20 protein-coding genes are annotated in these 26,176 nt (G+C 74.0%); 12 read left to right on the plus strand and 8 right to left on the minus strand.

The features are described 5' to 3' along the window. Positions 1–63: 63 nt before the first annotated feature. Positions 64–3,372, minus strand: a complete 3,309-nt coding sequence (locus ACZ6PY_RS04245; protein WP_466069041.1) for a S8 family serine peptidase — start codon at positions 3,370–3,372, stop codon at positions 64–66. A gap of 144 nt (positions 3,373–3,516) precedes the next feature. Beyond that, complete coding sequence (rmuC, locus tag ACZ6PY_RS04250) at positions 3,517–4,695, minus strand: DNA recombination protein RmuC (RefSeq protein WP_466069407.1); 1,179 nt, start codon at positions 4,693–4,695, stop codon at positions 3,517–3,519. 55 nt (positions 4,696–4,750) lie between these two features. Here rmuC and ACZ6PY_RS04255 point away from each other — a divergent pair, with 55 nt between their 5' ends. Next, a complete protein-coding gene (locus ACZ6PY_RS04255) occupies positions 4,751–5,569 on the plus strand; it encodes a hypothetical protein (RefSeq protein ID WP_466069043.1) in 819 nt (272 codons plus the stop codon). 60 nt (positions 5,570–5,629) lie between these two features. On the opposite strand, the gene ppc is transcribed toward ACZ6PY_RS04255, so the two are convergent. Further along, positions 5,630–8,416: a phosphoenolpyruvate carboxylase gene (gene ppc / locus ACZ6PY_RS04260; RefSeq protein WP_466069045.1), complete on the minus strand. Its 2,787-nt coding sequence runs from the start codon at positions 8,414–8,416 to the stop codon at positions 5,630–5,632. A 123-nt stretch (positions 8,417–8,539) separates the two neighbouring features. After that, a complete protein-coding gene (locus ACZ6PY_RS04265) occupies positions 8,540–9,589 on the minus strand; it encodes a hypothetical protein (RefSeq protein WP_466069047.1) in 1,050 nt (349 codons plus the stop codon). Between the two features lie 85 nt (positions 9,590–9,674). Here ACZ6PY_RS04265 and ACZ6PY_RS04270 point away from each other — a divergent pair, with 85 nt between their 5' ends. Continuing rightward, a complete protein-coding gene (locus tag ACZ6PY_RS04270) occupies positions 9,675–10,715 on the plus strand; it encodes a S66 family peptidase (RefSeq protein WP_466069049.1) in 1,041 nt (346 codons plus the stop codon). Then, positions 10,715–10,849 carry a hypothetical protein gene (locus ACZ6PY_RS04275; RefSeq protein WP_466069050.1) on the plus strand — a complete coding sequence of 45 codons (135 nt, stop codon included), beginning with the start codon at positions 10,715–10,717 and terminating at the stop codon, positions 10,847–10,849. The genes ACZ6PY_RS04270 and ACZ6PY_RS04275 overlap by 1 nt, the downstream gene beginning before the upstream one ends. Before the next feature lie 83 nt (positions 10,850–10,932). Here ACZ6PY_RS04275 and ACZ6PY_RS04280 read toward each other — a convergent pair whose 3' ends face one another. After that, positions 10,933–11,841 carry a cyclase family protein gene (locus ACZ6PY_RS04280; RefSeq protein WP_466069052.1) on the minus strand — a complete coding sequence of 303 codons (909 nt, stop codon included), beginning with the start codon at positions 11,839–11,841 and terminating at the stop codon, positions 10,933–10,935. Between the two features lie 164 nt (positions 11,842–12,005). Between ACZ6PY_RS04280 and mfd the strand changes: the two genes are divergently transcribed. The 4 genes from mfd (at position 12,006) to ACZ6PY_RS04300 (ending at position 19,254) form a co-directional block, all read left to right on the plus strand. Next, positions 12,006–15,662, plus strand: coding sequence for a transcription-repair coupling factor (gene mfd / locus ACZ6PY_RS04285; protein WP_466069055.1), 3,657 nt, complete (start codon positions 12,006–12,008; stop codon positions 15,660–15,662). 80 nt (positions 15,663–15,742) lie between these two features. Next, on the plus strand, positions 15,743–16,543 hold the full coding sequence (locus tag ACZ6PY_RS04290) for a hypothetical protein (protein WP_466069057.1): 801 nt from the start codon (positions 15,743–15,745) through the stop codon (positions 16,541–16,543). 2 nt (positions 16,544–16,545) lie between these two features. After that, a complete protein-coding gene (locus tag ACZ6PY_RS04295) occupies positions 16,546–17,541 on the plus strand; it encodes a nucleoside triphosphate pyrophosphohydrolase (protein WP_466069059.1) in 996 nt (331 codons plus the stop codon). A gap of 93 nt (positions 17,542–17,634) precedes the next feature. Further along, positions 17,635–19,254, plus strand: coding sequence for a DUF885 domain-containing protein (locus ACZ6PY_RS04300; protein WP_466069061.1), 1,620 nt, complete (start codon positions 17,635–17,637; stop codon positions 19,252–19,254). 3 nt (positions 19,255–19,257) lie between these two features. Here ACZ6PY_RS04300 and ACZ6PY_RS04305 read toward each other — a convergent pair whose 3' ends face one another. Further along, complete coding sequence (locus ACZ6PY_RS04305; RefSeq protein ID WP_466069062.1) at positions 19,258–20,136, minus strand: NAD(+) diphosphatase; 879 nt, start codon at positions 20,134–20,136, stop codon at positions 19,258–19,260. Then, on the minus strand, positions 20,133–20,825 hold the full coding sequence (locus tag ACZ6PY_RS04310) for a hypothetical protein (protein ID WP_466069063.1): 693 nt from the start codon (positions 20,823–20,825) through the stop codon (positions 20,133–20,135). The genes ACZ6PY_RS04305 and ACZ6PY_RS04310 overlap by 4 nt, the downstream gene beginning before the upstream one ends. A gap of 267 nt (positions 20,826–21,092) precedes the next feature. On the opposite strand from ACZ6PY_RS04310, the gene eno reads away from it, so the two are divergent. The 4 genes from eno to ACZ6PY_RS04330 are packed head-to-tail and all read left to right on the plus strand — an operon-like array spanning position 21,093 to position 24,136. After that, positions 21,093–22,376 carry a phosphopyruvate hydratase gene (gene eno / locus ACZ6PY_RS04315; RefSeq protein ID WP_466069064.1) on the plus strand — a complete coding sequence of 428 codons (1,284 nt, stop codon included), beginning with the start codon at positions 21,093–21,095 and terminating at the stop codon, positions 22,374–22,376. A 29-nt stretch (positions 22,377–22,405) separates the two neighbouring features. After that, positions 22,406–23,041, plus strand: a complete 636-nt coding sequence (locus ACZ6PY_RS04320) for an FtsB family cell division protein (RefSeq protein WP_466069066.1) — start codon at positions 22,406–22,408, stop codon at positions 23,039–23,041. Between the two features lie 23 nt (positions 23,042–23,064). Then, the gene (locus tag ACZ6PY_RS04325; RefSeq protein ID WP_466069068.1) at positions 23,065–23,622 is read left to right on the plus strand and encodes a DUF501 domain-containing protein; all 558 of its coding nucleotides are present in this window, start codon (positions 23,065–23,067) and stop codon (positions 23,620–23,622) included. A 1-nt stretch (position 23,623) separates the two neighbouring features. Then, positions 23,624–24,136, plus strand: coding sequence for an amino-acid N-acetyltransferase (locus ACZ6PY_RS04330; protein WP_466069070.1), 513 nt, complete (start codon positions 23,624–23,626; stop codon positions 24,134–24,136). Positions 24,137–24,142: 6 nt separating this feature from the next. Here ACZ6PY_RS04330 and ACZ6PY_RS04335 read toward each other — a convergent pair whose 3' ends face one another. Next, entirely contained in the window at positions 24,143–25,054 is a 912-nt protein-coding gene (locus ACZ6PY_RS04335; RefSeq protein WP_466069072.1) for a CE1 family esterase, read from the minus strand. Positions 25,055–25,153: 99 nt separating this feature from the next. Between ACZ6PY_RS04335 and ACZ6PY_RS04340 the strand changes: the two genes are divergently transcribed. Continuing rightward, complete coding sequence (locus ACZ6PY_RS04340; protein WP_466069074.1) at positions 25,154–26,140, plus strand: ArsR/SmtB family transcription factor; 987 nt, start codon at positions 25,154–25,156, stop codon at positions 26,138–26,140. Positions 26,141–26,176: the final 36 nt, after the last annotated feature.

Genomic DNA, 26,176 nt, shown 5'->3' on the forward strand with positions numbered 1-26,176 from the left:
AGCCCGCGAACGGCGGAGCCCCGCCCCCCGGAGTCGGGGGACGGGGCTCCTGGGTTCAGCGGGTCAGTTGACCGCACCGACCTCCACCGAGCCGCGGCCGACGACCGCGCCCTCGACGGTGGTGACGGCCAGGTCACCGTAGAGCTCCCGGCCGGCGGCCGGGGTGGTGTTGGCGGTCACCGTGCCGGTCAGGGTGGTGGTGGCGCCGTTGGCCAGGGCCAGCGGGGTGCTGGGCGCGGAGAGCGAACCCAGCGCCGGGGCGGCGAACGAGTCGCGGTAGTCGTACGCGGTGGTCGGGTCGCTCACCGCGTAGCCGTCCACGACCACCCGGTAGGTGCCGGCGGCCGGGTTGGACAGGGTGACCGCCTCCTCCGAGTCACCGTCGGCCGACTGGCCCACCCGGGTGGCGCCGAGGAAGACCGACAGGTCCAGGTCGGCGCTCAGGTCGGACGGGTTGCCGATCCGCGCGGTGAACGAGGTGGCGCCCGCCGGGACGTCCACCGTGTATTCCTGCCGACCGCCCGTGGCGATGCTCGGGCGCTCGGCGTGCACGCTGGCCAGCGGGCCACCGACGCCGGTCACCTGGACCGGGCCGAAGGCATTGGTCAGGCCCCAGCTCACCTCGGTCGGCTCGCCGGCGGTCACCGACGGCAGCTCGACCACGGCCGGCTCGACCGTGACGCCCTGCACCCGCGCCTGCAGCTGGAACGGGTTGTCCAGCGCCGGCGACGTGCGCCGGGCCTCGACCTCGATCTCCCAGACGCCCGGGATCGGGTTCTGGTAGTCCCGCTCCTGCGGCTTGCAGGCGGCGGCGTCGGAGAAGTTGGTGTAGCAGGCGGTGCTCGCCGTGCTCTCGACCGGCACGCCGTACGGGTTGATGGCGATGAACCGGGTCTGCGAGCCGGTGGCGATGCCGGAGAGGTTGACCTGGAGCGCGCCCGCGCCCTCCGGGACCGTCACGAAGTACGAGGTGAAGCCGTTCCGCTCGACCGAGCCGCCGGTGGAGAACGAGTAGGCCGGGGCGGAGACCGCGTTCGAGGCGACCACGACGGTGGCGACCTCGAAGTCGACCACCGAGGTGGACGCGTCGTCGACGGTCATGATCGCGCCGTGCGCGCCGGCGGTCAGCGGCTTGGCCTTCACCTTGACGGTGACGGTCTTGTTCAGCGGCAGCCACACGACCTGCGGGGCCGAGAAGGTGCCGTCGTTGCCGCGGAACGCGACGGTGTGCTTGAGGCCCTTGTTCGGGCCGCTCGTGCGGGTCAGCTTGACCTCGTAGTAGCGGCTCTCCTTGACCTTCTGCCCGCCCTTGCCGGCCGCGCAGCGGTTGTAGATGCCGGCGCCCACGTTCGGGTTCGGCTCGAACTGGCCGGAGTCCTTGTTGTACTTCGTCAGGTTGCCCGACAGCTCGGTGCAGACCGGCGCCTCGGAGGTGTACGTCCGGGTCTGCACGCCGGCGGCGAGCAGGCCCCACGCGCCCGGCACGTTGAACATGCCGTAGCCCTGTGCGTACGTCGGGACGCCGGCGATCGGCTTGGCGGAGGTGTAGATGGCCCGGCGCAGCGCGGCCGGGGTGACGCCCTTGTCGGTGGCCTTGGCCGCCGAGAGCAGCAGCGCGGCGGCGCCGGTGGCCTGCGGCGAGGCCATCGAGGTGCCGTTCAGCATCTGGTAGCCCGGGGGCAGCGGGTAGCCGGCCTCGGGGACCGGGTTGCCGGGCTGCCAGGTCGGCGCGGTGGAGATGGCCGAGCCGGGGGCGGTCACGTTCGGCTTGAAGCCGCCGTCCTCACGCGGGCCGCGGGAGGAGAAGTTGAACAGCGCGTTGCCCTTGCGGACCACCGAGCCGTAGTTGGCCAGCCAGGTGTCCTTGCTGATGTTCGCGGCCACGCTGACCACGTTGCTGGCGACGGAGGGGTCGCCGACGGTGTTCAGCCCCGGGCCGGAGTTGCCGGCCGAGATGAACATCTGCACGCCGTAGGTGTTGATCAGCTCGTCGTAGAGGTTGGCGCGCGCGTTGGAGCCGTCGTTGAGCGCCGGCAGGCCGCCGATCGACATGTTGACCACGTCGACCTTGCGGTTCACGACGAGGTCCACCATGCCGGTGGTGAGCGCCGCGGCGGTGCAGCCGCCGCCCCAGGAGCAGGCCCGGGCGGAGACCAGCTTGGCGCCCGGGGCGGCGCCGTCGAAGGCGCTGTTGCCCAGCATGTCGTTGGCGGCGGTGATGCCGGCGACGTGGGTGCCGTGGGTGGCCTCGATGATGCCGATGTTCACGTAGTCGACCAGGCCGGGGCCGCCGGCCGGGGTGGTGTCGACGTCCTCGCGGTATTCCACGACGAACGGCATCTGGTCCCGCACCGCGGTGGCCGGGTTGTCGGTGCCGAAGTGGCCGACCTGGAACTTCTCCTTGTACGGCCGCATCACCTCGTCGTCGGTGAAGTCGCGGTTCTGGTTGACGTCGACCCGGATGTCGTGGTTCACCGGGTTGTAGAGGATGCCCCAGGAGTCGGTGGTGTCGCCGTCCCGGTTGACGTCACCGGCCGGGTCGCTGCCGGCCGTGATCGACTCGCGGAAGGTGTTGAAGCGGTAGCTGCCGGCGGGAGCGGTCCAGGTGACGGCGGAGGCGCCCGTGCCGGTGGTGAAGGAGGGGCCCGCCACCTCGGTGATCATCGAACGCCAGGTGGCGTCCTCCAGCGGGTCCGTCGCGGTCACCCAGTCGACGATCTTGCGCTCGCCCGTGGTGGTCGTCTGCAGCGCCGGCTGGTCCAGGTCGATGCCGGAGTCCATGATGCCGATGGTGACGCCGCGGCCGTCCCACTCCGGGTGCGCGGCCTTGAAGGCCTCCGCGCCGGTCTCGTTGGTGGGCATGTACGGGTTGACCGCGCCGGTGTCGGCGCCCGGGCCGGCCAGCGTCTGGCCCTGCTTGGCGGTCTTCGCTCCGGCCGGAGCGGCCTCGGGGGCCGGGTCAGGGAGCTTGATGGTCTCGTCGAGGTCGACGGCGGAGACGCCGGGGAGCGTCGCGGCCTTGAGGACCTTCGCGGTGGGGACCTTGGCCAGCAGGTAGCCGACCTGGTCGTAGCGCTGGCTGACCGTGGCACCCAGGCCGGCCAGCCCGTCGGCGACCTTCTTGGCCGAACCCTTCTTGGCGGCGATGATCAGCGTGACGGTCGGGGCGTGCTTCGCCTCCGCCTCGTCCAGAAGCTTGGCGTCGTGGGCGCCCAGCGCCTCCGCGGCGGTCGCCTGCGGGGCGTCGGGGGCGGTGGCGGGGGCTGCGCTCGCGGTCGCGGCACCACCCCCGACGGTCATGGCGCCGGCCGCCAGGACCGAGGCGAAGAGCGCGGCGGAGGTACGCCGGCTCCGGTTACGGGGTTGACTCACGTTCTCTTCCTCCAGAGAACAGGGCCCTTCAGGAGACAGGGCACGCGTGACAGCGATCCTTCGGCCTGGCCCTGTCGGTGTCACTACTCCGAAGTAGGTTGTGACCACTCCGTGACTCCGTCGGCCGTCGCCGTCACGTGAGTGTCAGCCGTCGATGGCCGCCGGCCGTTCGACCGATGTGGACGACCCCTCCACCAGCTCCGGTGCCTGCGGCTGGCGCGGCGCCAGCTCGACCTGGGCCGGGGCGGCCAGCTCCTGGTCGGAGACGCCCAGCTCGGCCAGCTTGCGGGCGCTGACCAGCACTCGCGCCTCCAGCGAACCGACCGCCCGGTTGTAGGCGGTCACCGCGCCGCCCAGCGCGCCGCCGAGCTTGCCGACGTGGTCGCCCAGGGTGGACAGCCGCCCGTAGAGCTCGCGGGCCAGCGAGTGCACGGTGGCCGCGTTGCGGGCCAGCGCCTCCTGCCGCCACGAGTAGGCCACCGTGCGCAGCAGCGCCACGAGGGTGGCCGGCGTGGCCAGCACCACGTTGCGCGCGAAGGCGTGCTCCAGCAGCGTCGGGTCGCGCTGCAACGCCACGTCGAGGAACGGGTCGGCGGGCACGAACAGCACCACGAACTCCGGGGTCTGGTCGAACGCCGCCCAGTAGTTCTTGGCGGCCAGCCCGTCGACGTGCGCGCGGAGGTGCCGCGCGTGCGCGTCGAGGTGGGTGTCGCGCCCCCGCTCGTCGCGCGCCTCCATGGCGGTCAGGTAGGCGTCGAAGGGCGCCTTGGCGTCGACCACCACGGTGCGGCCGCCGTGCAGCCGGACCACCAGGTCGGGACGGACCCCCTGGTGGTCGGTCGCGGCGGTGACCTGCTCGCTGAAGTCGCAGTGCTCCAGCATGCCCGCGGCCTCCACGATGCGGCGGAGCTGGTGCTCACCCCAGCGGCCGCGCACCTGCGGGGCGCGCAGCGCCGCGACGAGCTGCTTGGTCTCGGTGCGCAGCTCGCCGGAGACCGCGCTCATCGACCGCACCTGTTCGCGCAGCTCGGCGTAGGCGTCGACCCGGTCGCGCTCCAGCTCGGCGACCCGCTGCTCGTAGCGGCGGAGGGTGTCGTGCAGCGGGGCCACCGCCCGGGCCACCGCCTCCTGCGACTGCGCGGTCGCCTCGTAGCTGAGTGCCCGCATGGACTGCTCCAGCCGCCCCTCGCCCTCGCGGGTGGCGGCCAGGGTCGCCTCCAGCCGGGCGATCTCCGTCGCCGAGCGGGACCGGGCGGCCAGCCAGCCCACCGCGCCGCCCGCGGCGAGGCAGAGCACCACCACGGCCAGCGTCGAGAAGCTCATGCCGAAGAGCTTGCCAAACGGGTACGACGTGCGCCCGCTGGGTACGTTCGAGGTCATGGAGGTTGCCCTGTGGGTGGTCTTGATCCTGATGCTCGGAGGTGCCCTGGTGTTCTGGCGGTGGGGGAGCAGGTCCCGGCGGGCCACCGAGCTGGCCGACGCCCGCGCTGAGGCGCAGCGCTGGTACGAGCGGCTCGGCGGACAGTTGATGAACCTGCACGGGGACGCCCCGGCGGTCCGCCAGGCGCTGGCCGACGCCGGTGAGCGCTACAACGCGGCCGGTTCCCAGCTGGAGCAGGCAAGCACCCCGCACCAGTTCGCGCTGGCCCGGGAGACCGCGCTGGAGGGGCTGGCCTACATCCGGGCGGCGCGCACCGCCCTGGGCATCGACCCGGGCCCGGAGCTGCCGCCGCTGGCCGCCGCCCGGGGCGCGGGCATGCTCACCAAGGAGCGCGAGGTCAACGTGCAGGGGCAGACCTACCGGGCCGGACCCCAGCCGGGAAACCAGACTCCCTACTACTATCCGGGCGGAAACTGGCAGGGGCGCCCGGTGCCGGCCGGCTGGTACTCGACGCCGTGGTGGAAGACCGCGCTGGGCACCGGCGCCGGTGTGCTCGGCGGCATCCTGATCGCCGACGCGCTCTTCTCGCCCGCCTTCGCCGACCCGGGCTACGGCTACGAGTCCGGGTACCAGGAGGGCTTCAACGACGGCTTCGACGACGGCCAGGACCAGGGCGGCGACCAGGGCCAGGACTTCGGCGACCAGGGGCAGGACTTCGCCGACCAGGGCCAGGGCGACTACGCCGGCGGGGACTTCGGCGGCGACTTCGGTGGGGGCGACTTCGGCGGCGGGGACTTCGGCGGCGGCGACTGGTAGCCCGCCGCGCGGATGACGAAGGCCCCGGTCGGCGACCGGGGCCTTCCTCGTGAGCCGGGGTCAGCCGGTGTTGCGCATGCCGGCGGCGATGCCGTTGACCGTGGTGAGCAGCGCCCGCTCCAGCGCCGTGCCGTCGTTGGGGGCCCGGCGCCCGCCCGGCGCGGTGGCCACGGCGCGGCCCGCGGCCCCGGAGTCCCGGTACTGCCGCAGCAGCGCCACCTGGAGGTGGTGCAGCGGCTCCAGGTAGGTGTCCCGCACGGCGAGGGTCCGCTGGAGCACGGGCGAGTTCTCCAGCAGCGCCGGCGAGGCGGTGACCGCCAGCACCTCCTGCTTGGTCAGCTCGTACTCCTGCTCGATCTTCTCGAAGATCGGGTGCAGCTTCTTCGGGACCAGGGTCTCCACGTAGCGACGGGCGATGCTCAGGTCGGTCTTGGTCAGCATCATCTCGACGTTCGACAGGAACGTGCGGAAGAAGTGCCAGTTCCGGTTCATCTCGGCGAGCACGTCCTCCAGCCCGGCTGCCCGCGCGGCGGCCAGCCCGGAGCCCACACCGAACCAGCCGGGCACGATCTGCCGGGTCTGCGTCCAGCCGAACACCCACGGGATTGCCCGCAGGCCGGAGAGCCCGGCGCCGGTGTTCGGCCGCTTCGCCGGCCGGGAGCCGATGTTGAGCGCGCCGAGCAGCTCGGTCGGGGTGGAGGCCCAGAAGTAGGCCGGCAGGTCCGGGTCCTCGACCAGCGACCGGTAGGACCGGAAGGCCGACTCGGAGACCACGTCCATGGTCGCGTCCCAGCGCTCCAGCATCTCGGCCGGCTGCCGGGGCGCCGTGTGCAGCAGCGTCGCCTGAAGCACCGCCGCCACGGTCAGCTCCAGGTTCTCCCGGGCCAGCGCGGGCAGCGTGTACTTGTCGGAGATGACCTCGCCCTGCTCGGTCACCTTGATCGCGCCGTCGAGCGTGCCGTAGGGCTGGGCCAGGATGGCCTCGTGGGTGGGGCCGCCGCCCCGGCCGACGGTGCCGCCCCGGCCGTGGAAGAGCCGCAGGTGCACGCCGTGCCGGGCGGCCACGTCCCGCAGCGCCCGCTGGGCCCGGTGGATGGACCACTGGCTGGTGGTGATGCCGGCCTCCTTGTTGGAGTCGGAGTAGCCCAGCATCACCTCCTGCACGTCGCCGCGGGCCGCCACGAGCGCCCGGTAGGCCGGCAGGGAGAGCAGCTCGTCCAGCAGTTCGCCCCCGGCGTTCAGCTCGGCCGGGGTCTCCAGCAGCGGCACGATCCCGATCCGGGCCCGGCCGCTGTGCACGTCGACCAGGCCGGCCTCGCGGGCCAGCACGACCGCGGCGAGCACGTCGTCCACGCCGAGGGTCATCGAGATGATGTACGACTCGATGACCTCGGCGCCGAACCGGTCCTGCGCCTCGCGGATCGCCCCGAACACGTCGAACGTCTTCTGCGCCGACTCGGTCAACGGGCTGTCCTGCGTGGAGAGCGGCCGGCGGCCGGCCAGCTCGTCGGCGAGCAGCTTGGTGCGCTCCAGCCGGGTCAGCGACGGGTAGTCGGACACCTCACCGACCGCAGCGTAAAGCTGGGTGAGCACCTCGTGGTGCTTCTCGGCGTGCTCCCGGACGTCCATGGTGGCCAGGTGGAGCCCGAACGCGGACACCGTGCGGATCGTCGAGGCCAGCCGGCCCACGGCGGTGAGCTGCCCGGAGTTGCGGGCCAGCGAGGCGCGCAGCAGCTCCAGGTCGGCGATCAGCTCGGCCGAGCCGCGGTAGTCCCGCCCCGGCACGTGCGGGGTGCCGGTGCGCAGCCGCTCCCGGGTGTTGGCCAGCTTGGCCTTCACACACCGGGCCTTGAGCCGGTAGGGCTCCTCGGCGTTGACCCGGCGGAACCGGGGCGCCACCTCGGGCAGCGCGTCCAGGTCGGTGGCGAGGCTGGCGGACAGGTCGAGGGAGACCGCGCGCAGCCGGCGGGAGACGCTGACCTCGTTGATCAGCTGGTCCATGGCCTTCTCGGTGGCCTCGATGCCGTGCTCGTGCTGAATGCGCAGCACGTCGCGGGTGACCGTCGGGGTGACGAACGGGTTGCCGTCCCGGTCGCCGCCGATCCAGGTGCCGAAGGTCAGCGGGCGCGCGGTCGGCGAGGTCTCCACGCCGAGGGTGCGCAGCGTGTCGGCGAGGTCGTCGAGCACCTGCGGGGCGGCCTCGGCGTGCAGGTCGCGCAGGTAGTAGATGGCGTTGCGGGCCTCGTCGGTCGGGTCCGGCCGGTCCAGCCGCAGCTCGTCGGTCTGCCACATGAGGTCGAGCAGCTCGGCCAGGCGCCGGTTGGCCGGCCCCTCGTCGCTGGCGCCGTAGAGGATCGCGTTGGCCGTCTCGGTGTCCAGCTCGTCGGCGACCGCGCGCAGCTTGGACAGGATGGACCGGCGGGCCGCCTCGGTGGGGTGGGCGGTGAAGACCGGGCGTACGGCGAGCCGGCGGGCCGCGGCGGCGATCTCCTCGGCGGGCACCCCGCGCTCGGCGATCATCTTGGCCGCCTGGTCCAGCCACCCGCCGTGCATGGCGCGGCGGCGGCGCAGGTCGCGGGCCCGGTGCACCTGCTCGGTGATGTTGGCCAGGTGGAAGTAGGTGGAGAAGGCCCGCGCCAGCTTCGTGCCGGTGGTGACGTCGAGCCCGGCGAGGCGCTGGGCGGCGGCCGGCGGGTCGGAGCGGACCTGGGCCCGGATCTCCTCGACCAGGTCGAGCAGGGGGCGGCCCTCCTGCCGGGCGAGGGTCTGCCCGAGCAGCGTGCCGAGGCGGCGGATGTCGGCCCGGAGAGCGGCGTCGGGGCCGTCGTGGTCGTGCTGGTCGGTCACGGTGCGCTCCTTACGCGAGTACGAAGGACAGCGCTGTCCGACTCCCTGGATCGTATCCGCGCGGGCCCCGGCGCAAGGAGGGGGATCGCGTGACGATCTGCACTCTGGGACCGGCCGGCCGGCTCAGCCATCGGCGGGCGGCCCGCCGGCGGTGTCGGGGCGGGCGGCCCGGACCGCGCGCCGGCGCGCCCGGAAGATCGTCGCGGTCACCAGCCCGAGGAGCCCGAGCAGCGCCCAGAGGGTGAGCCCGGACAGCGCCCAGCCCGTCGACCGGCGGTCGAAGTAGACCGCCGACTTGATCAGGTCGGTGGCCAGGCCGGGAATGTTCCACCGGTGCATCCCCCGCAGCCAGGCCGGCAGGAACTCGGGGGCGTAGATGCCGCCGGAGCCGGGGTTGCCGAGCACCACGAGCAGCAGGATGACCAGGCCGGTGCCGAGCAGCCCGAGCCAGGCCTGCACGGCGCTGGCCACCATGGCGGCGGCGAAGACGGCCAGCGCGCCGACCGCCGCGACCGCCGTGATGTCGTGGTGCCAGACGTCGAGCAACGGGCCGACGACGGCGGCGCCCACGATGCCCAGCACGGCCGAGTAGACCGCCAGGGCGGCGATCCGCAGCCCGGCCCGGGGCAGGCTCACCGGCGCGGTGCCGGTGCGCAGGCCCAACGCGGTGGAGGCCAGGTAGCCGCCGAGCACGAGGCCGACCGCCAGGTAGAAGGGGACCAGCCCGCGCGGGTCGGTCGGCTCCACCGGCACCTCGTCGGTGACCTGGAGCGGCAGGTTCGCCTGCTGGGCGGCCCGGCCGAGCACCTGGGTCACCAGTTCGGTGGCGGCGGGGGCGGAGGCGCTGGCGGTGGCCAGGCGCAACCCGTTGTCCGGGCCGGAGGTGAGCACGCCGTACACCTCGCGGCCCGTCAGGCCGTCGCCGGCGGCGGCCGGGTCGTCGTACTCGATGGGCTCGATCTTGTCGGTGCGCTGGCGGACGGCGGCCAGCACGGCCTGGGCGCGCTGGTCGCCGAGGACGACCCCGACGGGCACGTCGTGGGGTCGGGGTTGGTGCAGCGCGCCCACGTAGGCGGCGATGAACGCGGTGGCCAACGCCAGCGTGCCGAGCAGCAGCGCCGCCGTGCCGGGCAGCCAGTCGCGTACCGGAAGGTCCCGCTGCGCCTCGCTCACGCGCTCAGCCTATTGCCCGCATATGCCCGGCTCGAGTGCTTTTCTCCGGGCGGAATTCGCTGGCCCGTCCCGATAGTTTCGGATCATGGTGCTGCCCAGCTATCCCCCGAAGCCGAAGCCCGGCGACCGGGTCGCGGTCGTCTCGCCCTCCGCCGGCCTGCCCGGCCTCTTCCCGCACGTGCACGAGCTGGGCCTGCGCCGGCTCCGCGAGGAGTTCGGGCTGGAGCCGGTGGAGTATCCGACCACCCGGCAGGTGGGAGCCGACCCGCGGGACCGGGCGCGCGACCTGACCGCCGCCTTCGCCGACCCGGGCATCACGGCCGTGCTCGCCACGGTCGGCGGCGACGACCTGATCACGGTCACGCCGTTCCTGGACGACGCCGTGCTGCGGGCCAACCCGAAGCCCTACTTCGGCTACTCGGACAACACCAACGTCCTCAACCACCTCCACCGGCTGGGGATCGTCGCCTACCACGGCGGGTCGGTGCTGGTGCACCTCGGCCGGTCCGGTGCGCCGCACCCGCTGACCTTCGACTCGCTGCGGGCGGCGCTGTTCACCTCCGGGTGGTACGAGCTGACCCCGGCTCCGGAGTGGGGCGACGAGCCGCGCGACTGGCGCGACCCGGCGACGCTCGCCGAGGAGCCGGTGATGTTCCCCGGCGAGGGCTGGCGCTGGCACGGGCCGGCCCGGGTGGTCCAGGGGCGGACCTGGGGCGGCTGCCTGGAGATCGTCCACTGGCTGCTGGCCACCGACCGGGTCCCACCGGCGGCCGACCTGGCCGGGTCGGTGCTGGTGGTCGAGACGTCCAACGAGCTCCCCGGCGCGCGGGAGGTCTTCCGGATCGTGCGCAACCTCGGCGAGCGCGGGCTGCTCGCCGCCTTCCCGGCGATCGTGGTCGGCCGGCCCAAGGCGTGGGACTTCGACCGGCCGCACACCCTGGACGAGCGGCGCGCCTGGGGCGAGGCGCAGCGGGAGGCGATCCTGACGGCCCTCGCGCCGTACGCCGACGACCCGGTGGTGGTCTTCGACGTCGACCTCGGCCACACCGACCCGCAACTGATCATCCCGTACGGCGGGGAGATCCGCGTCGACGCCGTCGACCGCCGCATCGCCGTGCGCTACTGATGAGCAACTCGTGGGCTTACCCGGTCCTGCAGACGACCGACGTCGACCGGGCGCTGGGAGTGGCGGACCGCCTGCTGGAGATCGCCGACCTGCGGGACGTCTTCCTCGGGACGGGGGCGGTGCGAGCGGCGTGAGCGTTCGGCCGGCTGAAGATCTTGGTAGAAACCGGCCCCTATGGGGGCCATTTCGTTCCAAGATCTCCAGCGGTGACCGTGCGTCAGTCGATGACGGCGAAGGCGCGGACCGGGAAGGTGCCCATGCCGGCCACCCGCGGTGGGGCGGCGGTGAACCGGAACCCCTCCGGTGGCAGGGCGGCCAGGCCGGTCAGGTGCTCGACGATCGGGATGCCGGCCGCCAGCAGGTCGCTGTGCGCCGGGCGCTGCCCGGCCGCGGCCGGGGTCATGTCGTCGATGTTGACCGAGTCGATGCCGACCAGCGCCGCCCCCGCCTCGACCAGCCAGTCCGCGCCGTCGGCGGTCAGGTAGGGCGCGTCGGGGCCCGCGTACCGGTCGGTGCCGAAGTGCGCGTCCCAGCCGGTGTGCAGCAGCACCGCCCGGCCGGCCACCTCGTACGGGGCGAGCATCAGCCGGTCCACCGCCCGGGTGCCGGCCGGCACCCGCACCACCACCCCGGGCAGGTCGGCGAGGCGGTCCAGCGGAACGCCGGTCAGGTCCGCGCCGTCCGCCCAGCGGTGCGCCGGCGCGTCCACGTACGTGCCGGTGTTGGCGATCATGTCGATCCGGGCGACGTGGAACTCGACGCCCGGCGCGTAGCGCTCCCGGGACGCCTCGCGGGTCAGCCAGTCGGTGATCCGGGGCGGCTGCCAGCCGGGCAGGGTGACCATGCCGTCGGTGATGACGTGGCTGAGCTCGACCAGCCGCCGCCCGCCGGCCGCCGGGCCGGTCACCCCGCGACCCCCCTTGTGCGGCTCCTCCACCACGGTCCGGTTGGTGATCCGCACCTCGCCGACCATGAGCAGCCCGAGGTGCCGCACGAGGAGCGCGGCCAGCTCGTCGTCGGTGACCTCCGGGCTTGGGACGTCCAGCCGGAACCCGTCGGTCCGCAGCCCGCCGCCGTTCGCGAAGATCACCTCGGCGTCGAAGACCGCCCGGTACTCACCCGTCATGCGCCCCACCGCACCATGCCGGCCCGGACGCCGTCAAGATCGATGTCGGCGGCCCGGCTGGGGCCCGGAATGTCCGGGCAGCGGGATAGTCTCGAACGGTGCACCCCCCGTCCGGCTGGACGAGGGGTCGTCGCCGTGCGTCGACCTCCTGGAAGTGATTACAGATGCTCACCGGACTCTTCTCCGCCGCCCTGGCCGACCCGGGGCTGGCCCGGGCGCGTGACCTGGCGCGCTCCGGTGCCGCCCAGGTCGACGGCCTCGACCTGACCGCCCCCGCCGCGCTGCGGCCGTTCGCCGTCGCCGCCGTCGCGGCCGACGAGCCGGCCGGCGGCGCGGGCCGTCCCGTGCTGGCCGTGACGGCCACCACCCGCGAGGCCGACGACCTGGCCTCCGCGCTGGGCAGCCTGTTGCCCCCGGAGCAGGTGGCGGTCTTCCCGTCCTGGGAGACGCTGCCGCACGAGCGGCTCTCGCCCCGCTCCGACACCGTCGGGCGGCGGCTGGCCGTGCTGCGCCGGCTGGCCCACCCCGGCTCGGCCGACGCGCACGGGCGCACCGGCCCGCTGCGGGTGGTCGTGGCGCCCGTCCGCTCCCTGCTCCAGCCGCAGCTCAAGGGCCTCGGCGACCTGGAGCCGGTGCAGCTCGCCGCCGGCGACGAGGCGGACCTGGAGGAGGTCGCCCGCCGGCTCATCGACATGGCGTACGCCCGGGTCGACCTGGTCACCAAGCGCGGTGAGTTCGCCGTGCGCGGCGGCATCCTGGACGTCTTCCCGCCCACCGACGAGCACCCCTCCCGGGTCGAGTTCTGGGGCGACGAGGTCGAGGAGATCCGCACCTTCGCCGTCGCCGACCAGCGCACCATCGAGGGCGTCCCGCAGCTCTGGGCGCCGCCGTGCCGCGAGCTGCTCCTCACCCCGGACGTGCGGGAGCGGGCCGCCGCGCTCGCGCAGGAGCACCCGGAGCTGGCCGAGATCCTCGACAAGCTGGCCGAGGGCATCCCGGTCGAGGGCATGGAGTCCCTCGCCCCGGCGCTGATCGGCGCCGACTCGATGGAGTTGCTGGTCGACTGCATGCCGGCCGGCACCCACGTGCTGCTGTGCGACCCGGAGCGGATCCGCACCCGGGCCCACGACCTGGTGCGTACCTCCGAGGAGTTCCTCCAGGCGAGCTGGGCCGCGGCCGCGGTCGGCGGCCAGGCCCCGGTCGACCTCGGCGCCGCCGCCTTCCGGACCCTGGCCGACGTGCGCACGGCGGCCCGCGCCCTGCGCCAGCCCTGGTGGACCCTCGCCCCGTTCGGCCTCGTCGAGGCCGAGGCCGCGCCCGCCCGGCAGCCGTGGGAGGACGAGCCGACCGAGGTCGACGTGACCCCCGACGACGCCATCGCGGTGACCCTGGCCGCCCAGCCCGCCCCGCTCTACCACGGCGAGACCGCCCGGGTGGTCGACGACCTCAAGCGTTGGGCCGGCGAGGGCTGGTCGATCGCCCTCGTCTTCGAGGGCCACGGCCCCGCCCAGCGGGCCGTCGAGGTGCTCCGCGACGCCGGCCTCGGCGCCCGGCTCACCGAGGAGGTGCCGGCCGCGCCCACCCCCGGCGACGTGCTGGTCTCCTGCGGCTGCCTGACCGCCGGCTTCGTCGACGAGGCGTCCCGGTTCGTGCTGCTCACCGGCAACGACGTCACCGGCGGCCGGGGCACCTCCACCCGCGACATGCGCCGGATGCCGAGCCGGCGGCGCAACACCATCGACCCGCTGGAGCTCAAGGCCGGCGACCACGTGGTGCACGAACAGCACGGCATCGGCCGCTACGTCGAGCTGGTCCAGCGGACGGTCAACGGCGCGAGCCGGGAATACCTGGTCATCGAGTACGCGCCGAGCAAGCGTGGCCAGCCGGGCGACCGCCTCTTCGTCCCCACCGACCAGCTCGACCAGCTCTCCCGCTACGTCGGCGGCGAGCAGCCCACCCTGCACAAGATGGGCGGCTCGGACTGGCAGAAGTCCAAGGCCCGGGCCCGCAAGGCGGTCCGCGAGATCGCCGCGCAGCTGATCCAGCTCTACGCCGCCCGCAAGGCGTCCAAGGGGCACTCGTTCGGCCCGGACACCCCCTGGCAGCGGGAGCTGGAGGACGCCTTTCCCTGGCAGGAGACGCCCGACCAGCTGGCCGCCATCGAGGAGGTCAAGCGGGACATGGAGCAGACCGTCCCGATGGACCGGCTGATCTGCGGCGACGTCGGCTACGGCAAGACCGAGATCGCGGTCCGGGCGGCGTTCAAGGCCGTGCAGGACGGCAAGCAGGTGGCCGTGCTGGTGCCCACCACGCTGCTGGTGCAGCAGCACTACAACACCTTCGCCGAGCGGATGAGCCAGTTCCCGATCACCATCCGGCAGCTCTCCCGGTTCCAGACCCCGAAGGAGAGCGAGCGGACGCTGGAGATGGTCGCCGACGGCACCGTCGACATCGTCATCGGCACCCACCGGCTGCTCCAGGCGGCCACCCGGTTCAAGCAGCTCGGGCTGGTCATCATCGACGAGGAGCAGCGCTTCGGCGTCGAGCACAAGGAGCACCTGAAGACGCTGCGCGCCTCGGTCGACGTGCTGGCCATGTCGGCCACCCCGATTCCGCGCACCCTGGAGATGGCGATCACCGGCATCCGGGAGATGTCCACGATCGCCACCCCGCCGGAGGAGCGGCACCCGGTGCTCACGTTCGTCGGGGCGTACGACGACCGGCAGGTGGCCGCCTCGATCCACCGGGAGCTGCTCCGCGACGGGCAGGTCTTCTACCTGCACAACCGGGTCGAGTCGATCGACCGGGCGGCACGCCGGATCCGCGAGCTGGTGCCCGAGGCCCGGGTCGCGGTGGCGCACGGCCAGATGGGCGAGGAAGCGCTCGAGAAGGTGATGGTCGGCTTCTGGGAGAAGGAGTTCGACGTCCTGGTCTGCACCACGATCGTGGAGTCCGGCATCGACATCCCGAACGCCAACACCCTCATCGTCGAGCGGGCCGACCTGCTCGGCCTGGCCCAGCTGCACCAGATCCGCGGCCGGGTGGGCCGGGGCCGGGAGCGGGCGTACGCGTACTTCCTCTACCCGTCCGACAAGCCGCTCACCGAGAACGCGCACGAGCGGCTGGCCACCATCGCCCAGCACACCGAGCTGGGCGCCGGCATGTACGTGGCCATGAAGGACCTGGAGATCCGGGGCGCCGGCAACCTGCTCGGCGGCGAGCAGTCCGGCCACATCGAGGGGGTCGGCTTCGACCTCTACGTGCGGATGGTCGGCGAGGCGGTCTCCGCGTTCAAGGGTGAGCACGTGGAGGAGGAGACCGAGGTCAAGGTCGACCTGCCGATCGACGCGCACCTGCCGCACGACTACGTGAGCGTGGAGCGGCTGCGGCTGGAGATGTACCGCAAGCTGGCCGAGGCCCGCGACGAGGAGCGGCTGCGCGAGGTGGTCGCCGAGATGACCGACCGCTACGGCGAGCCGCCCACGCCGGTGCAGAACCTGGTCGCGGTGGCCCGGTTCCGGTTGCTGGCCCGGCGGTACGGCCTCACCGACGTGTCGATGCAGGGCAAGCACATCCGGTTCGGGCCGCTGCCGCTGCCCGACTCGAAGCAGCTGCGGCTCAAGCGCTACCACCCGGACTCGGTCTACAAGCAGGCGCTCGACCAGGTCAGCGTGCCCCGGCCGAGCACCCGCCGGGTCGGCGGCGAGCCGCTGCGCGACCAGGCGCTGCTGGAGTGGTGCGCCCAGCTCCTCTCCGACGTCCTCGGCGAGCCCGCGGAGCTGGCCGGTTCGGCGGGCGCCGCGGTGGCGAGCGGAAGGTGACGCGGCGCAGCCGGCGGGGCGGGGGCGCCGTGAGGTGGGCGGCGTCACAGCCGGCCCCGGGGCGTGAGAGAGTGGCCGTCATGCGTGCTCGCCGTCTCATCGCCGCCGCCAGCGTCGCGGCCCTCGCTGTGCTGTCCCTCGCCGCCTGCGGGCGGTCCGCCCCTGACGTTGCCGCGTACGTCGGGGACACGAGCTACTCGATCGCCCGGGTCGACGCCATCCGCGACGAGGCCGCGCAGGCGTACGCCGGGGTCGTCAAGGCCGCCGAGGAGCAGGGCCAGCCCGTGCCGGCCGAGCTGCGCGAGCTCGACCTCGAGGGGCAGGACGTGGTCAACCTGCTGGTCGGCCTCGACCTGGGCAAGCGGATCGTCGCCGACAAGAAGCTCCAGGTGCCCGACGAGATCAGCGTGGCCGACATCGGCCAGGCGCTGCGCGTCCCGGACACCGAGTACGCGAGGCTCGCCGCCGAGTGGTACGACGTCTTCAACGCGCTGGGCCAGGGGCTGCCGAAGGCGCAGCTCTCCGACGCCGACACCGCCGCCGTCTACGACGCGCTGGTGAAGGCGAACGTGGCGCGCCCCGGCTGGTCGACCGAGCAGCAGCGCGAGGCGTTCGCCGACCCGTCCATCGCGCCCCAGGTCTCGGCCGTGGTGGGCCTGAGCGAGGCGCTCAAGGAGCAGGTCGACCGGGCGGACGTCCGGGTCAACCCCCGCTACCCGACCCTGGCCGTGCCCGCCCTGTTCCAGATCCCTCAGCAGAACGTCAACCTCTACGACCTGCCGTACGTGGACGGCGCGGACCAGGTGACCGACATCTCCACCCCGGAGCCGGAGTCGACCGAGCCGGAGTCGGCCGAGCCGAGCGCTTCGGTGGCGCCCTGAGCATGACCGCGCGCATCGTCCTGCTCGTCACCTCGCCCCGGCTGCCCGCCGGCCTGCTGACGGCGCCCGCCTGGGACGTCGTCCGCTCCGCGCCGGTGCTGGCGGGCGCCGAGAGCGAACTCGCCACGGCGGTCCGGTCGACGGGCGCCGAGGTCACGGTGGTGACCGAGGGCGCCACCCAGGCGTTGCTCGACGCGGCGGCCGCGCACGGCAGCGCGGTGTGGTTGGCCGGGCCGGCCGGCGACGAGGCGCTCGCGCGTGAGCTGGGGCTGCGGCTGGCCCGCCAGCCCGGCCTCGCCGAGCTGGAGCTGATGTACGGCTCGTGGGACCCGCCGGGGGCCCGGCTGCTCGACGCCGTCGAGGTGATGGACCGGCTGGCCTCCCCGGGCGGCGACCCGTGGAAGCGGGCGCAGACCCACCGGAGCCTGGCCGGGTTCCTGCTGGAGGAGTGCTACGAGGCGTACGACGCGATCAGCGCCGACGACACCGACGCGCTCCGCGAGGAGCTGGGCGACGTGCTGCTCCAGGTGCTGCTGCACGCCCGGCTGGCCGAGGACCTGCCGGAGGGGAAGCGCTGGACTGTCGACGACGTGGCCGGCGGCCTGGTCGACAAGATGGTCCGCCGCAACCCGCACGTCTTCTCCGGTGAGCAGGCCGGCTCGATCGAGGAGATCGAGGCGAACTGGGAGCGGATCAAGCGGGCCGAGAAGACCCGCGAGTCGGTGCTGGACGGCATCGCGCTGAGCCAGCCCGCGCTGGCCCTGGCCGCGAAGGTCCTGGACCGCGCCGGCCGGGTCGGCCTGGCCGTCCCGCCGCCGCTGGCGGAATCCCAGGTCGACCCCGAGGCGCGCCTCGGCGCCGGCCTGCTCGCCACGGTCGCCGCCGCCCGGCAGGCCGGCATCGACCCCGAGGCGGCCCTGCGCCGCGCCACCCTGGCGTACGCCGACGCCGTCCGCGCGGCCGAACGTGCCGCCCCGCCCGACGCCCCCGAGCATTGATCATGAGGTCAGCGGCGCGGAATGCGCGTTCCGGCACGGCCAACCTCATGATCAACGGAAGGTCGGCGCGGGAAGATCGGTAAGGTCGTCGGCATGGAGTCGTTCGTGCCGCTCGCCGAGCGGATCGTGGAGGCGTTGCTGGAGAGCCGGCCCGGGCTGGCCACCTCGGCCGGGGACCACCGGTACGACGACCGGCTGCCCGACCTGTCCGCCGACGCCCTCGCCGCCGACCAGGCGATGCTCAGGGACGCGGCCGACGCGCTCTCCGAAATCGACAGCGACTCGCTCGACGTCGAGGAGCGGGTCGACCACGCGCTGCTCAGCAGCCTGGTCGACCGGAGCCTGTTCGAGGCCACCGAGATCCGCGGCCACGAGTGGGACCCGCTGCGGCACAACCCCGGCCCGCTGCTGCACGCCCTCATGGCCCGCCCGTACGCGCCGGTCGAGGAGCGCCTGACCCACCTGGCCGGGCGGCTGGCGGCCGTACCGGACGCCCTGGCGACCGCGCGCGCGACGCTGCGCGACATGCCGCGGATCCACGCCGAGACGGCGGTCGGGCAGTTCACCGGCACGGCGGCGCTGATCCGCGACGAGGTGCCCGGGCTGCTCGCCGAGGCGCCGGCGCTGCACGACCGGGTGGAGCCGGCCGCCACCGCGGCGATCGCCGCGCTGGAGGAGTTCGTGGCGTGGCTGCGGATCGGCCTGGCCGCCGACGCCGGCCCGGGGCGCGACCCTCGGCTCGGCCGGCGCCGCTGGGAGGCGCGGCTCTGGCACACCCTCGACACCGAGCTGAGCGCCGCCGAGGTGCAGCGCCGCGCCTGGGCCAACCTCGACCGGGTCACCGCCGAGATCCGCGCGGCGGCCGTCGAGCTGGTCGGTGGCACGGCCGACGACGAGACGGTCCGCCGGGCGCTGGCCCTGCTCGCCGCCGAGCACCCGGACGACGCCACCATCGTCGACCTCGCCTCGGTCACGCTCGACGAGGCGAGCGACTTCGTCCGGGCCCACGACCTGGTCAGCCTGGTCGACGACCCGTGCGTGATCCAGGAGATGCCGGAGTTCGCCCGGGGCGTGGCGGTGGCCTACTGCGATTCGCCCGGTCCGCTGGAGACGGCGGACGTGCCGACCTTCTACTGCATCGCGCCGACCCCGGCGGACTGGCCGGCGCAGCGGGTCGAGTCGTTCTACCGCGAATACAACGACCACATGATCCGCAACCTGACCGTGCACGAGGCGATGCCCGGCCACTTCCTCCAGCTCGCCCACGCGCGCCGCTACGCCGGGCCGACCCGGGTCCGCGCGCTCACCGAGTCCGGGGTGTTCATCGAGGGCTGGGCGGTCTACACCGAGGAGCTGATGGCCGGGCTGGGCTTCGGCGGCCTGCCGGTCCGGCTCCAGCAGCTCAAGATGCAGCTCCGGATGACCATCAACGCGCTGCTCGACCAGCTCGTGCACTGCGAGGACCTGCCCGAGGCCGAGGCCATGGCGCTGATGACCGGGCGCGGCTTCCAGGAGGAGGGCGAGGCGGCCGGCAAGTGGCGGCGGGCGCTGCTCACCTCGACCCAGCTCTCCACCTACTTCGTCGGCTACAGCGAGATGGCCGACATCGCCCGTGCGCGGCCCGACGGGGTGTCGACGCGCGACTGGCACGACGCCATGCTGGCGCACGACTGCCCGCCGCCGCGGCACCTGCGGACGTTGCTGGGAATCTGACCGTCAGCGGGGCCCGCCGCCGGCGACCGCGTCGACCAGCCAGCGCGACAGCGAGTACGCCGGGGGCAGCTCCGCCGGCAGCGCGTCCACCGGGAACCAGCGCGCCTCGGTCAGCTCCCTCGGGTCGACCACCGGCTCGGCGGCCGGGTCGCTCACGGTGGCGGTGAAGCCGGCCAGCAGGGTGCCCGGGCCGGACAGCGCCCAGGGCTGGCTGTCCACGTAGGTGGGTCGCCCGATGGTCAGGCCGACCTCCTCAGCGACCTCCCGGTGGGCGGCCGCTTCCAGCGACTCGCCCGCCTCGACGAACCCGGCGACCAGCGCCCACAGCTCCGTCGGCCCGTACGCGTGCCGGACCAGCAGCAGCTCGCCGGGGCCGCCGGCCGGGCCGGGGCGGGTGATCGCCACCAGCACCGCCACGGAGAGCGGCAGGAACGTGGTGAGCTCGCAGGCGGGGCAGCGCCGGGCCGTCTCGCCCGGCACGTCGGTCAGCTCGGCCCGGCACGCCCCGCACCACCGGTGCGTACGCCGCCAGGTGGCCACGGCGAGCGCCCGCCCGGCCAGGTCCGCCCAGGTCGCGGGCAGCTCGGCGGCGAGGCCCGGCCAGCCGCGCCAGCGCCCGGGCAGCGCCGTGCCGCCGGCCACCTCGGCCGCCCAGGCCGGGACGCCGTCCAGCGTGCCGACCGGCACCCAGTCGAGGGTGTCGGGCAGCTCGGCGATCCGGGGGAACCGCCCGTCAACGCCGGTGAGCAGCCTGCGCCCGGCCACCGCCAGGGCCAGGTCGTCCGGGTGCGGCGGGCGGCCGTGCTCGGCGGCGGGCCGGAAGCCGGCCCGGCCGGCGGCGGCGCCGTTCCGGCCGGCCGGCAGGTGGAGCCGGTCGGTCACGAGGTCGACTGGCGGCGGTCGACCACGCCGGCCCCGGCCGGCACGTCGAAGGCGGCCGACTCGACGGTGTCGGTGTAGCGGCTCAGGGTGACCTCCGCCGGCCTGCCGTCGAGGGTGCCGGTGAAGCTGCCCAGCACTCCCTCGGTCGTCACGCAGGCGTCGAAGCGGTTGCCGGCCCGGGTGACGTCGACGCAGGTGGCGTGGTGCCCGGCCAGCGTGGTGTCGCTCTGCTCGATGGTCGCCTCGGGGTCGAGCGCCGCGTCGGTGAGCAGCCGGATCACCGCCGGCGGGGTGACCAGGCCGAGCTTGCCCACCTCGCCGTAGACGACCACCGAGGGCTTGCCGGCGGTCAGCACCGGCGGCGACACCGTGCACGAGGTGCGCCCGGCCGCGTTCGCGCACCGGGTCACCGCCTCCTGGGTGACCGTGATCTTGCCGTCCGGCCAGGTGTACGAGGAGCGCAGCGGCTCCTTGGTCTGCGCGATCGACGCGGTGCGCCCGCCGCTGAGCTGGTAGTCGGCGGCCCAGGTCTGCTCGAGCGCCCGGTCCATGCGGGCGGTCAGGTCGTTGACCAGGTCGGCCCGTCCGAGGGCGACCCCGGTGTCGTCGAGGGCCTGGCAGCCGGTGACCGAGAGCGACGCGAGGGCCGAGGCGGCGAGCACGCGGAGAGTCGTCGAGGCGGCGGGCATGCCGCCCAGCCTTGTCGATCGACGCAACCTCTCGCAAACCCGTTGTCGGTTGAGGCCGGGAAATCCGGGAATGTCCGTGTCACCGGCCGTGGTGGGCGGGTTCGCGCCCGGGTCCGTCGCGGGGCGCGCTTCCTCGCGTTCAGTCACCGGGTGCGGCCCCGCAGGGCATGGGCGAGGGCGGGGACCGATACGCTGCGTTCAACACCTGCCTCAGCCGCACCGTCGCGGCCCATACCGGACCGGAACACACAAACGAGGAGCGACTCAGTGGCAACCATCGAGGGAATTGTCGCCCGGGAGATCCTGGACTCGCGGGGCAACCCGACGGTCGAGGTCGAGGTCGGGCTCGACGACGGCACGATCGCCCGCGCCGCGGTGCCGTCCGGCGCCTCCACCGGCGCCTTCGAGGCGATCGAGCTGCGCGACGGTGACAAGGACCGCTACCTGGGCAAGGGTGTCGAGAAGGCCGTCGCCAACATCGAGGACAGGATCGTCGACCAGCTCATCGGGTACGAGGCCAGCGAACAGCGGCTGATCGACCAGAAGATGCTCGACATCGACGGCACGGACAACAAGGCCGAGCTGGGCGCCAACGCCATCCTCGGCGTCTCGCTGGCCGTGGCGAAGGCCGCCGCCGGCAGCGCCGAGCTGAGCCTCTTCCGCTACCTGGGCGGCCCGAACGCGCACCTGCTCCCGGTGCCGATGATGAACATCCTCAACGGCGGCGCGCACGCCGACTCGAACGTCGACATCCAGGAGTTCATGATCGCGCCGATCGGCGCGCCCACGTTCCGGGACGCGCTCCGCTCCGGCGCCGAGGTCTACCACGCGCTGAAGTCGGTGCTGAAGAAGAAGGACCTGTCGACCGGCCTCGGTGACGAGGGCGGCTTCGCCCCGAACCTGCCGACCAACGCCGCCGCGCTCGACCTGATCGCCGAGGCCGTCGAGAAGGCCGGCTACCGGCTCGGCACCGACATCGTCTTCGCCCTCGACGTGGCCGCCACCGAGTTCTTCGACAACGGCAGCTACACCTTCGAGGGCACCGCGAAGACCGCCGAGGAGATGAGCAACTACTACACCAAGCTCGTCGGCGACTACCCGATCGTGTCCATCGAGGACCCGCTGTCCGAGGACGACTGGAGCGGCTGGGCCACCCTCACGGCGGCGCTCGGCGACCGGATCCAGATCGTCGGCGACGACCTGTTCGTCACCAACCCGCAGCGCATCGCCCGGGGCATCAGCGAGCGCGCCGCCAACGCGGTGCTCGTGAAGGTCAACCAGATCGGCTCGCTCACCGAGACCCTGGACGCGGTCGACCTGGCGCACCGGGCCGGCTTCATGTGCATGATGAGCCACCGCTCGGGCGAGACCGAGGACACCACCATCGCCGACCTGGCGGTCGCCACCGGCTGCGGCCAGATCAAGACCGGCGCCCCGGCGCGCTCCGACCGGGTCGCGAAGTACAACCAGCTCCTGCGGATCGAGGAGGAGCTGGCCGACGCGGCGCGGTACGCCGGCGCCGGCGCGTTCCCGCGTTACCGTTCGGCCTGAGCCGAGAGCTCCGGGGGAGGGGTGTGACGATGCAGCAGCGCCGCACACCGGGTGGCCAGCGGCCCGCCCGTCGGCCGGGTCAGGCCGGCCGGCCGGGCGCGGCCCGGGTCCGGTCGTCGGTCCGCGACGCCGGCGTCCGCGCCGAGCCGCGCGCCGCCGGCCGGTCACCCGGCACCGCCCGCGCCACCGAGGGGGTACGCTCCGCGAGCCGTCCCGCGGCGGCCCGGCGTACCGCGGCCGGTGGCACGGTCAAGCGGCTCACCGCACCCCAACCCCGGCGCTTCACCGGGCGCGCCACCGTGCTGTTCGCGGTGCTGATCGCGCTCGCCCTGGCCTACACCTACCCGGTCCGGGTCTACCTGGACCAGCAGGCCGACATCGAGCGGATGGAAGCGTCCCAGCAGCGGCAGCGGGAGCTGATCCAGGAACTCTCCGCCCAGGCGGAGAAGTGGCACGACCCGGCGTACATCGAGACGCAGGCCCGGGAGCGGTTCTTCATGGGCCGGCCCGGCGAGACCCTGCTGGTGGTGCTCTCCGACCCGGAGGGGGCCGCCAAGGACGCCGGCAAGGGCGCGAAGCCGGGGCCGCCGAAGCCGCCCGACCCCTGGTACGACACCCTGTGGTCGAGCGTGCAGGCGGCCAACGCCGAGCGCCCCGACAAGTGAGCACCGACGAGAGACAGGCACCCGTGAGCGTCGTACCACCGCAGGATGCGGCGGCGGAGTCCGTACCCCCGCCGGAGCGCCAGCCGGCCACCGAGGCCGACCTGGCCGCGGTGGCCGCGCAGCTCGGGCGCCCGCCCCGCGGCACCCGGGCGGTGGCCCACCGGTGCCCGTGCGGCCTGCCCGACGTGGTGGAGACGACGCCCCGGCTGGCCGACGGCACGCCCTTCCCGACGCTGTACTACCTGACCTGCCCGCGGGCCACCGCGGCGTGCAGCCGGCTGGAGTCGGCCGGGCTCATGAAGGAGATGGCCGAGCGGCTGGCCGGGGACCCGGAGCTGGCCGCCCGCTACCGGGCCGCGCACGAGGACTACCTGGCCCGCCGGGAGGCGATCGGGCAGGTGGCGGAGATCGCCGGGATCTCGGCCGGCGGCATGCCGGGCCGGGTCAAGTGCCTGCACGTGCACCTCGGGCACGCGCTCGCCGCCGGGCCGGGGGTCAACCCGTTCGGCGACGAGACCCTCGCCCTGGTGGAGAAGTGGTGGGCGGCCGGCCCCTGCGTGGACGTGCCCGCGGGGGAGTGAGATGACCGTCGCCGACGAGATCGTGGTCCGCCGCGCCCGCACCGGCGACGTACGCGGCATCCGGCGGCTCGTGGACACCTACACCGACGACCGGCGGCTGCTCAGCAAGGCCACCGTCACCCTCTACGAGGACGTGCAGGAGTTCCGGGTGGCCGTGACGCCCGACGGCACGGTGGTCGGCTGCGGCGCCCTGCACGTGATGTGGGAGGACCTCGCCGAGATCCGCACGGTGGCCGTCGACCCGTCCTGCCGGGGGCACAAGATCGGGCACCGGATCGTCGGCGAGCTGATCGACGCGGCCCGCGAGCTGGGCGTCGCCCGGATCTTCGTGCTCACCTTCGAGACCGGGTTCTTCGGCTCGTTCGGCTTCCGCGAGATCGACGGCGCCCCGGTGCCGCAGCCGGTCTACGAACAGCTCCTGCGCTCCTACGACGAGGGTGTCGCCGAGTTCCTCGACCTGGAGCGGGTCAAGCCGAACACCCTCGGCAACAGCCGCATGCTGCTGCGCCTCTGACCCGCCTCACCCGCGTCGCGGGTGGGCCGCGAAGAACTCCCAGATCAGGTCGGTGGCGGTGACGCCGGCGTCCGGGGCGGCGAGCTGGCCCGCGGTGGCGCCCGGCCAGGAGTGGCTCATCCCGGGCAGGCTCCACACGGTCACGTCGCTGCCGTCGGCGCATCGCGCGTCGCTCCGGCTCAGGCCCTTCGGCGCCGCCGGTTTCCGCCCCGCCACGGGCCGGCAGCCGAGCCGTCGCTGCCAGGTGCGCAGCCCGTCGTGGAAAGTGCCGGCGTACTGGTCCTGCCCGCCGACGAAGGTGATCACCGAGACCGGCCGCGTGGGCACGTAGCTGTCCGGCTCGGTCAGCGGGCCGCTGTAGCCGCCGCTGACCACACCGATCGCCGCGAACACGCCGGCCGCCTCCACGGCGAGGCGGAAGCTCAGGTCACCGCCGTTGGAGATGCCGGTCAGGTAGACCCGGTCCGGGTCGGCCCGCCAGGTGTCCACCAGGTGAGCGGTGAGCGCGGTGAGGAACCCCACGTCGTCCGCCGACCCGCAGCAGATCAGCGCGTTGAAGCCGCCGTGCTGCCCGTCCGGGTAGGCGACCAGGAAGTTCTCCCGGTCCGCGCGGGCGTCGAGCCCGGTCAGCTCCCGCATGTCGGCCCCGGTGCCGGGGAAGAAGTGCAGCGCGATGACGAGCGCCGCGGGACGCGCCGGGTCGTAGCCGGGCGGGGCGTGCAGCAGGTAGCTACGCTCCACCCCGCCGTGGCGCAGGGTCAGCTCGTGGTCCCCGGCGGCCGGCCGCTCGCCGGGCGTCGGCGCGGCAGCCGACGGCTCACCGGAGGTCGGTGCGGCGCCCGGCTCGGCCGTCCCGCCGCACGCTCCACCGGTGAACACCAGAATCAGCCCCGCCAGCACCGCGATCGTCCGCCGCACGTCCCGCCCTCCCCGTGGGTAACCGGGCTCCACCGTCGGTTCCGGGACCCGAGCCGGTCAACCCTTTCGGTCCTCGCCGAAGCCGGGCACGCTGCTTGCATGCTGCGGCTGCACCTCGGACCGGCGGACCTGTGCCGGGTACGGTTCGTCGACCGCCTGCACCCGGTCGGCACCGCCATGCTGGCCTGCCAGGCGCTGCACGACCCCGCCACCGCGGCCATGGCGCCGGATCTCGCGGTGGCGGCCGGCACGGCGACCTCCGCCGGCCGGGTCCGCGCCGCCGCCGGGTCGCTGCGGCACCTGCTGCCCGCCCGCGGCCGGCTGCCGGACTTCCTCACCCCGTTCGACGGGTTGGACTCGGTGGCCGCCGGCCTCGCGGCGATCCGGTCCACCCCCGCCCGCCGGGTCCGGGCGGAGGTCGCCGCCGCCTACACCGAGGTCGCCACGACGCCGCTGCGGCGCGCGTTCGCCGCCGCCGATCCGACCGTGCTCGACCTGTTCGGCCGGGCCCTCGACACCTGGTTCGCCGCGGTGCTGGCCCCGCATTGGTCCACCCTGACCACCGTGCACCAGCGACAGCTGGCCGATGCCGCGCACCGGCTGGCCCGGCGCGGGCTGGCCGGTCTCTTCGACGGGCTGCACCCGGCGATCCGGTGGCGGCCGCCCGTGCTGGAGGTACGCACCTGGTGGAGCGGCGAGGTGACCGGCACCGGGGAGGGGATGGTGCTGCTCCCGTCGCCGGTGGCCGGCCCGCTGCCCCGGGTCCTGGTCGAACCGGGCCGGCCCGTCCTCCTCGTCTATCCCGCCGCCATGCCGGCGCGGGCCCTCGATCCGGCGGTCGATCCGCTCGCCGGCGTGCTGGGCGCCACCCGGGCAGCGATGCTGCGTCGTCTCGCCGGGCCGGGCCCGCACACCACCACGGCGCTCGCCCGGGGCGTCGGCGTCGGCCTCTCCACGGCCTCCGAGCACGCCACCGCCCTGCGCGCCGCCGGCCTGGTCGCGACCGAGCGTGACGGCGCCGCGGTCCACCACCGCCTGACCCCGCTCGGCGCCCAGCTGCTCGGCCGCCCGGCGGCCGACGACTGAACCGCTCGACGGCCGGTCCGGCTGCCGTAGGGTGGC

This window comes from Micromonospora sp. NPDC048907 (assembly GCF_055586885.1).

What these genes read in the sequence shown, in the direction of transcription:
- rmuC (WP_466069407.1), bottom strand. Translation starts at nt 4,695, where the DNA reads ATGAGCTTCTCGACGCTGGCCGTGGTGGTGCTCTGCCTCGCCGCGGGC.
- ACZ6PY_RS04255 (WP_466069043.1), top strand. Translation starts at nt 4,751, where the DNA reads ATGGAGGTTGCCCTGTGGGTGGTCTTGATCCTGATGCTCGGAGGTGCC.
- ACZ6PY_RS04270 (WP_466069049.1), top strand. Translation starts at nt 9,675, where the DNA reads ATGGTGCTGCCCAGCTATCCCCCGAAGCCGAAGCCCGGCGACCGGGTC.
- ACZ6PY_RS04275 (WP_466069050.1), top strand. Translation starts at nt 10,715, where the DNA reads ATGAGCAACTCGTGGGCTTACCCGGTCCTGCAGACGACCGACGTCGAC.
- ACZ6PY_RS04280 (WP_466069052.1), bottom strand. Translation starts at nt 11,841, where the DNA reads ATGACGGGTGAGTACCGGGCGGTCTTCGACGCCGAGGTGATCTTCGCG.
- mfd (WP_466069055.1), top strand. Translation starts at nt 12,006, where the DNA reads ATGCTCACCGGACTCTTCTCCGCCGCCCTGGCCGACCCGGGGCTGGCC.
- ACZ6PY_RS04290 (WP_466069057.1), top strand. Translation starts at nt 15,743, where the DNA reads ATGCGTGCTCGCCGTCTCATCGCCGCCGCCAGCGTCGCGGCCCTCGCT.
- ACZ6PY_RS04295 (WP_466069059.1), top strand. Translation starts at nt 16,546, where the DNA reads ATGACCGCGCGCATCGTCCTGCTCGTCACCTCGCCCCGGCTGCCCGCC.
- ACZ6PY_RS04300 (WP_466069061.1), top strand. Translation starts at nt 17,635, where the DNA reads ATGGAGTCGTTCGTGCCGCTCGCCGAGCGGATCGTGGAGGCGTTGCTG.
- ACZ6PY_RS04310 (WP_466069063.1), bottom strand. Translation starts at nt 20,825, where the DNA reads ATGCCCGCCGCCTCGACGACTCTCCGCGTGCTCGCCGCCTCGGCCCTC.
- ACZ6PY_RS04320 (WP_466069066.1), top strand. Translation starts at nt 22,406, where the DNA reads ATGCAGCAGCGCCGCACACCGGGTGGCCAGCGGCCCGCCCGTCGGCCG.
- ACZ6PY_RS04330 (WP_466069070.1), top strand. Translation starts at nt 23,624, where the DNA reads ATGACCGTCGCCGACGAGATCGTGGTCCGCCGCGCCCGCACCGGCGAC.
- ACZ6PY_RS04340 (WP_466069074.1), top strand. Translation starts at nt 25,154, where the DNA reads ATGCTGCGGCTGCACCTCGGACCGGCGGACCTGTGCCGGGTACGGTTC.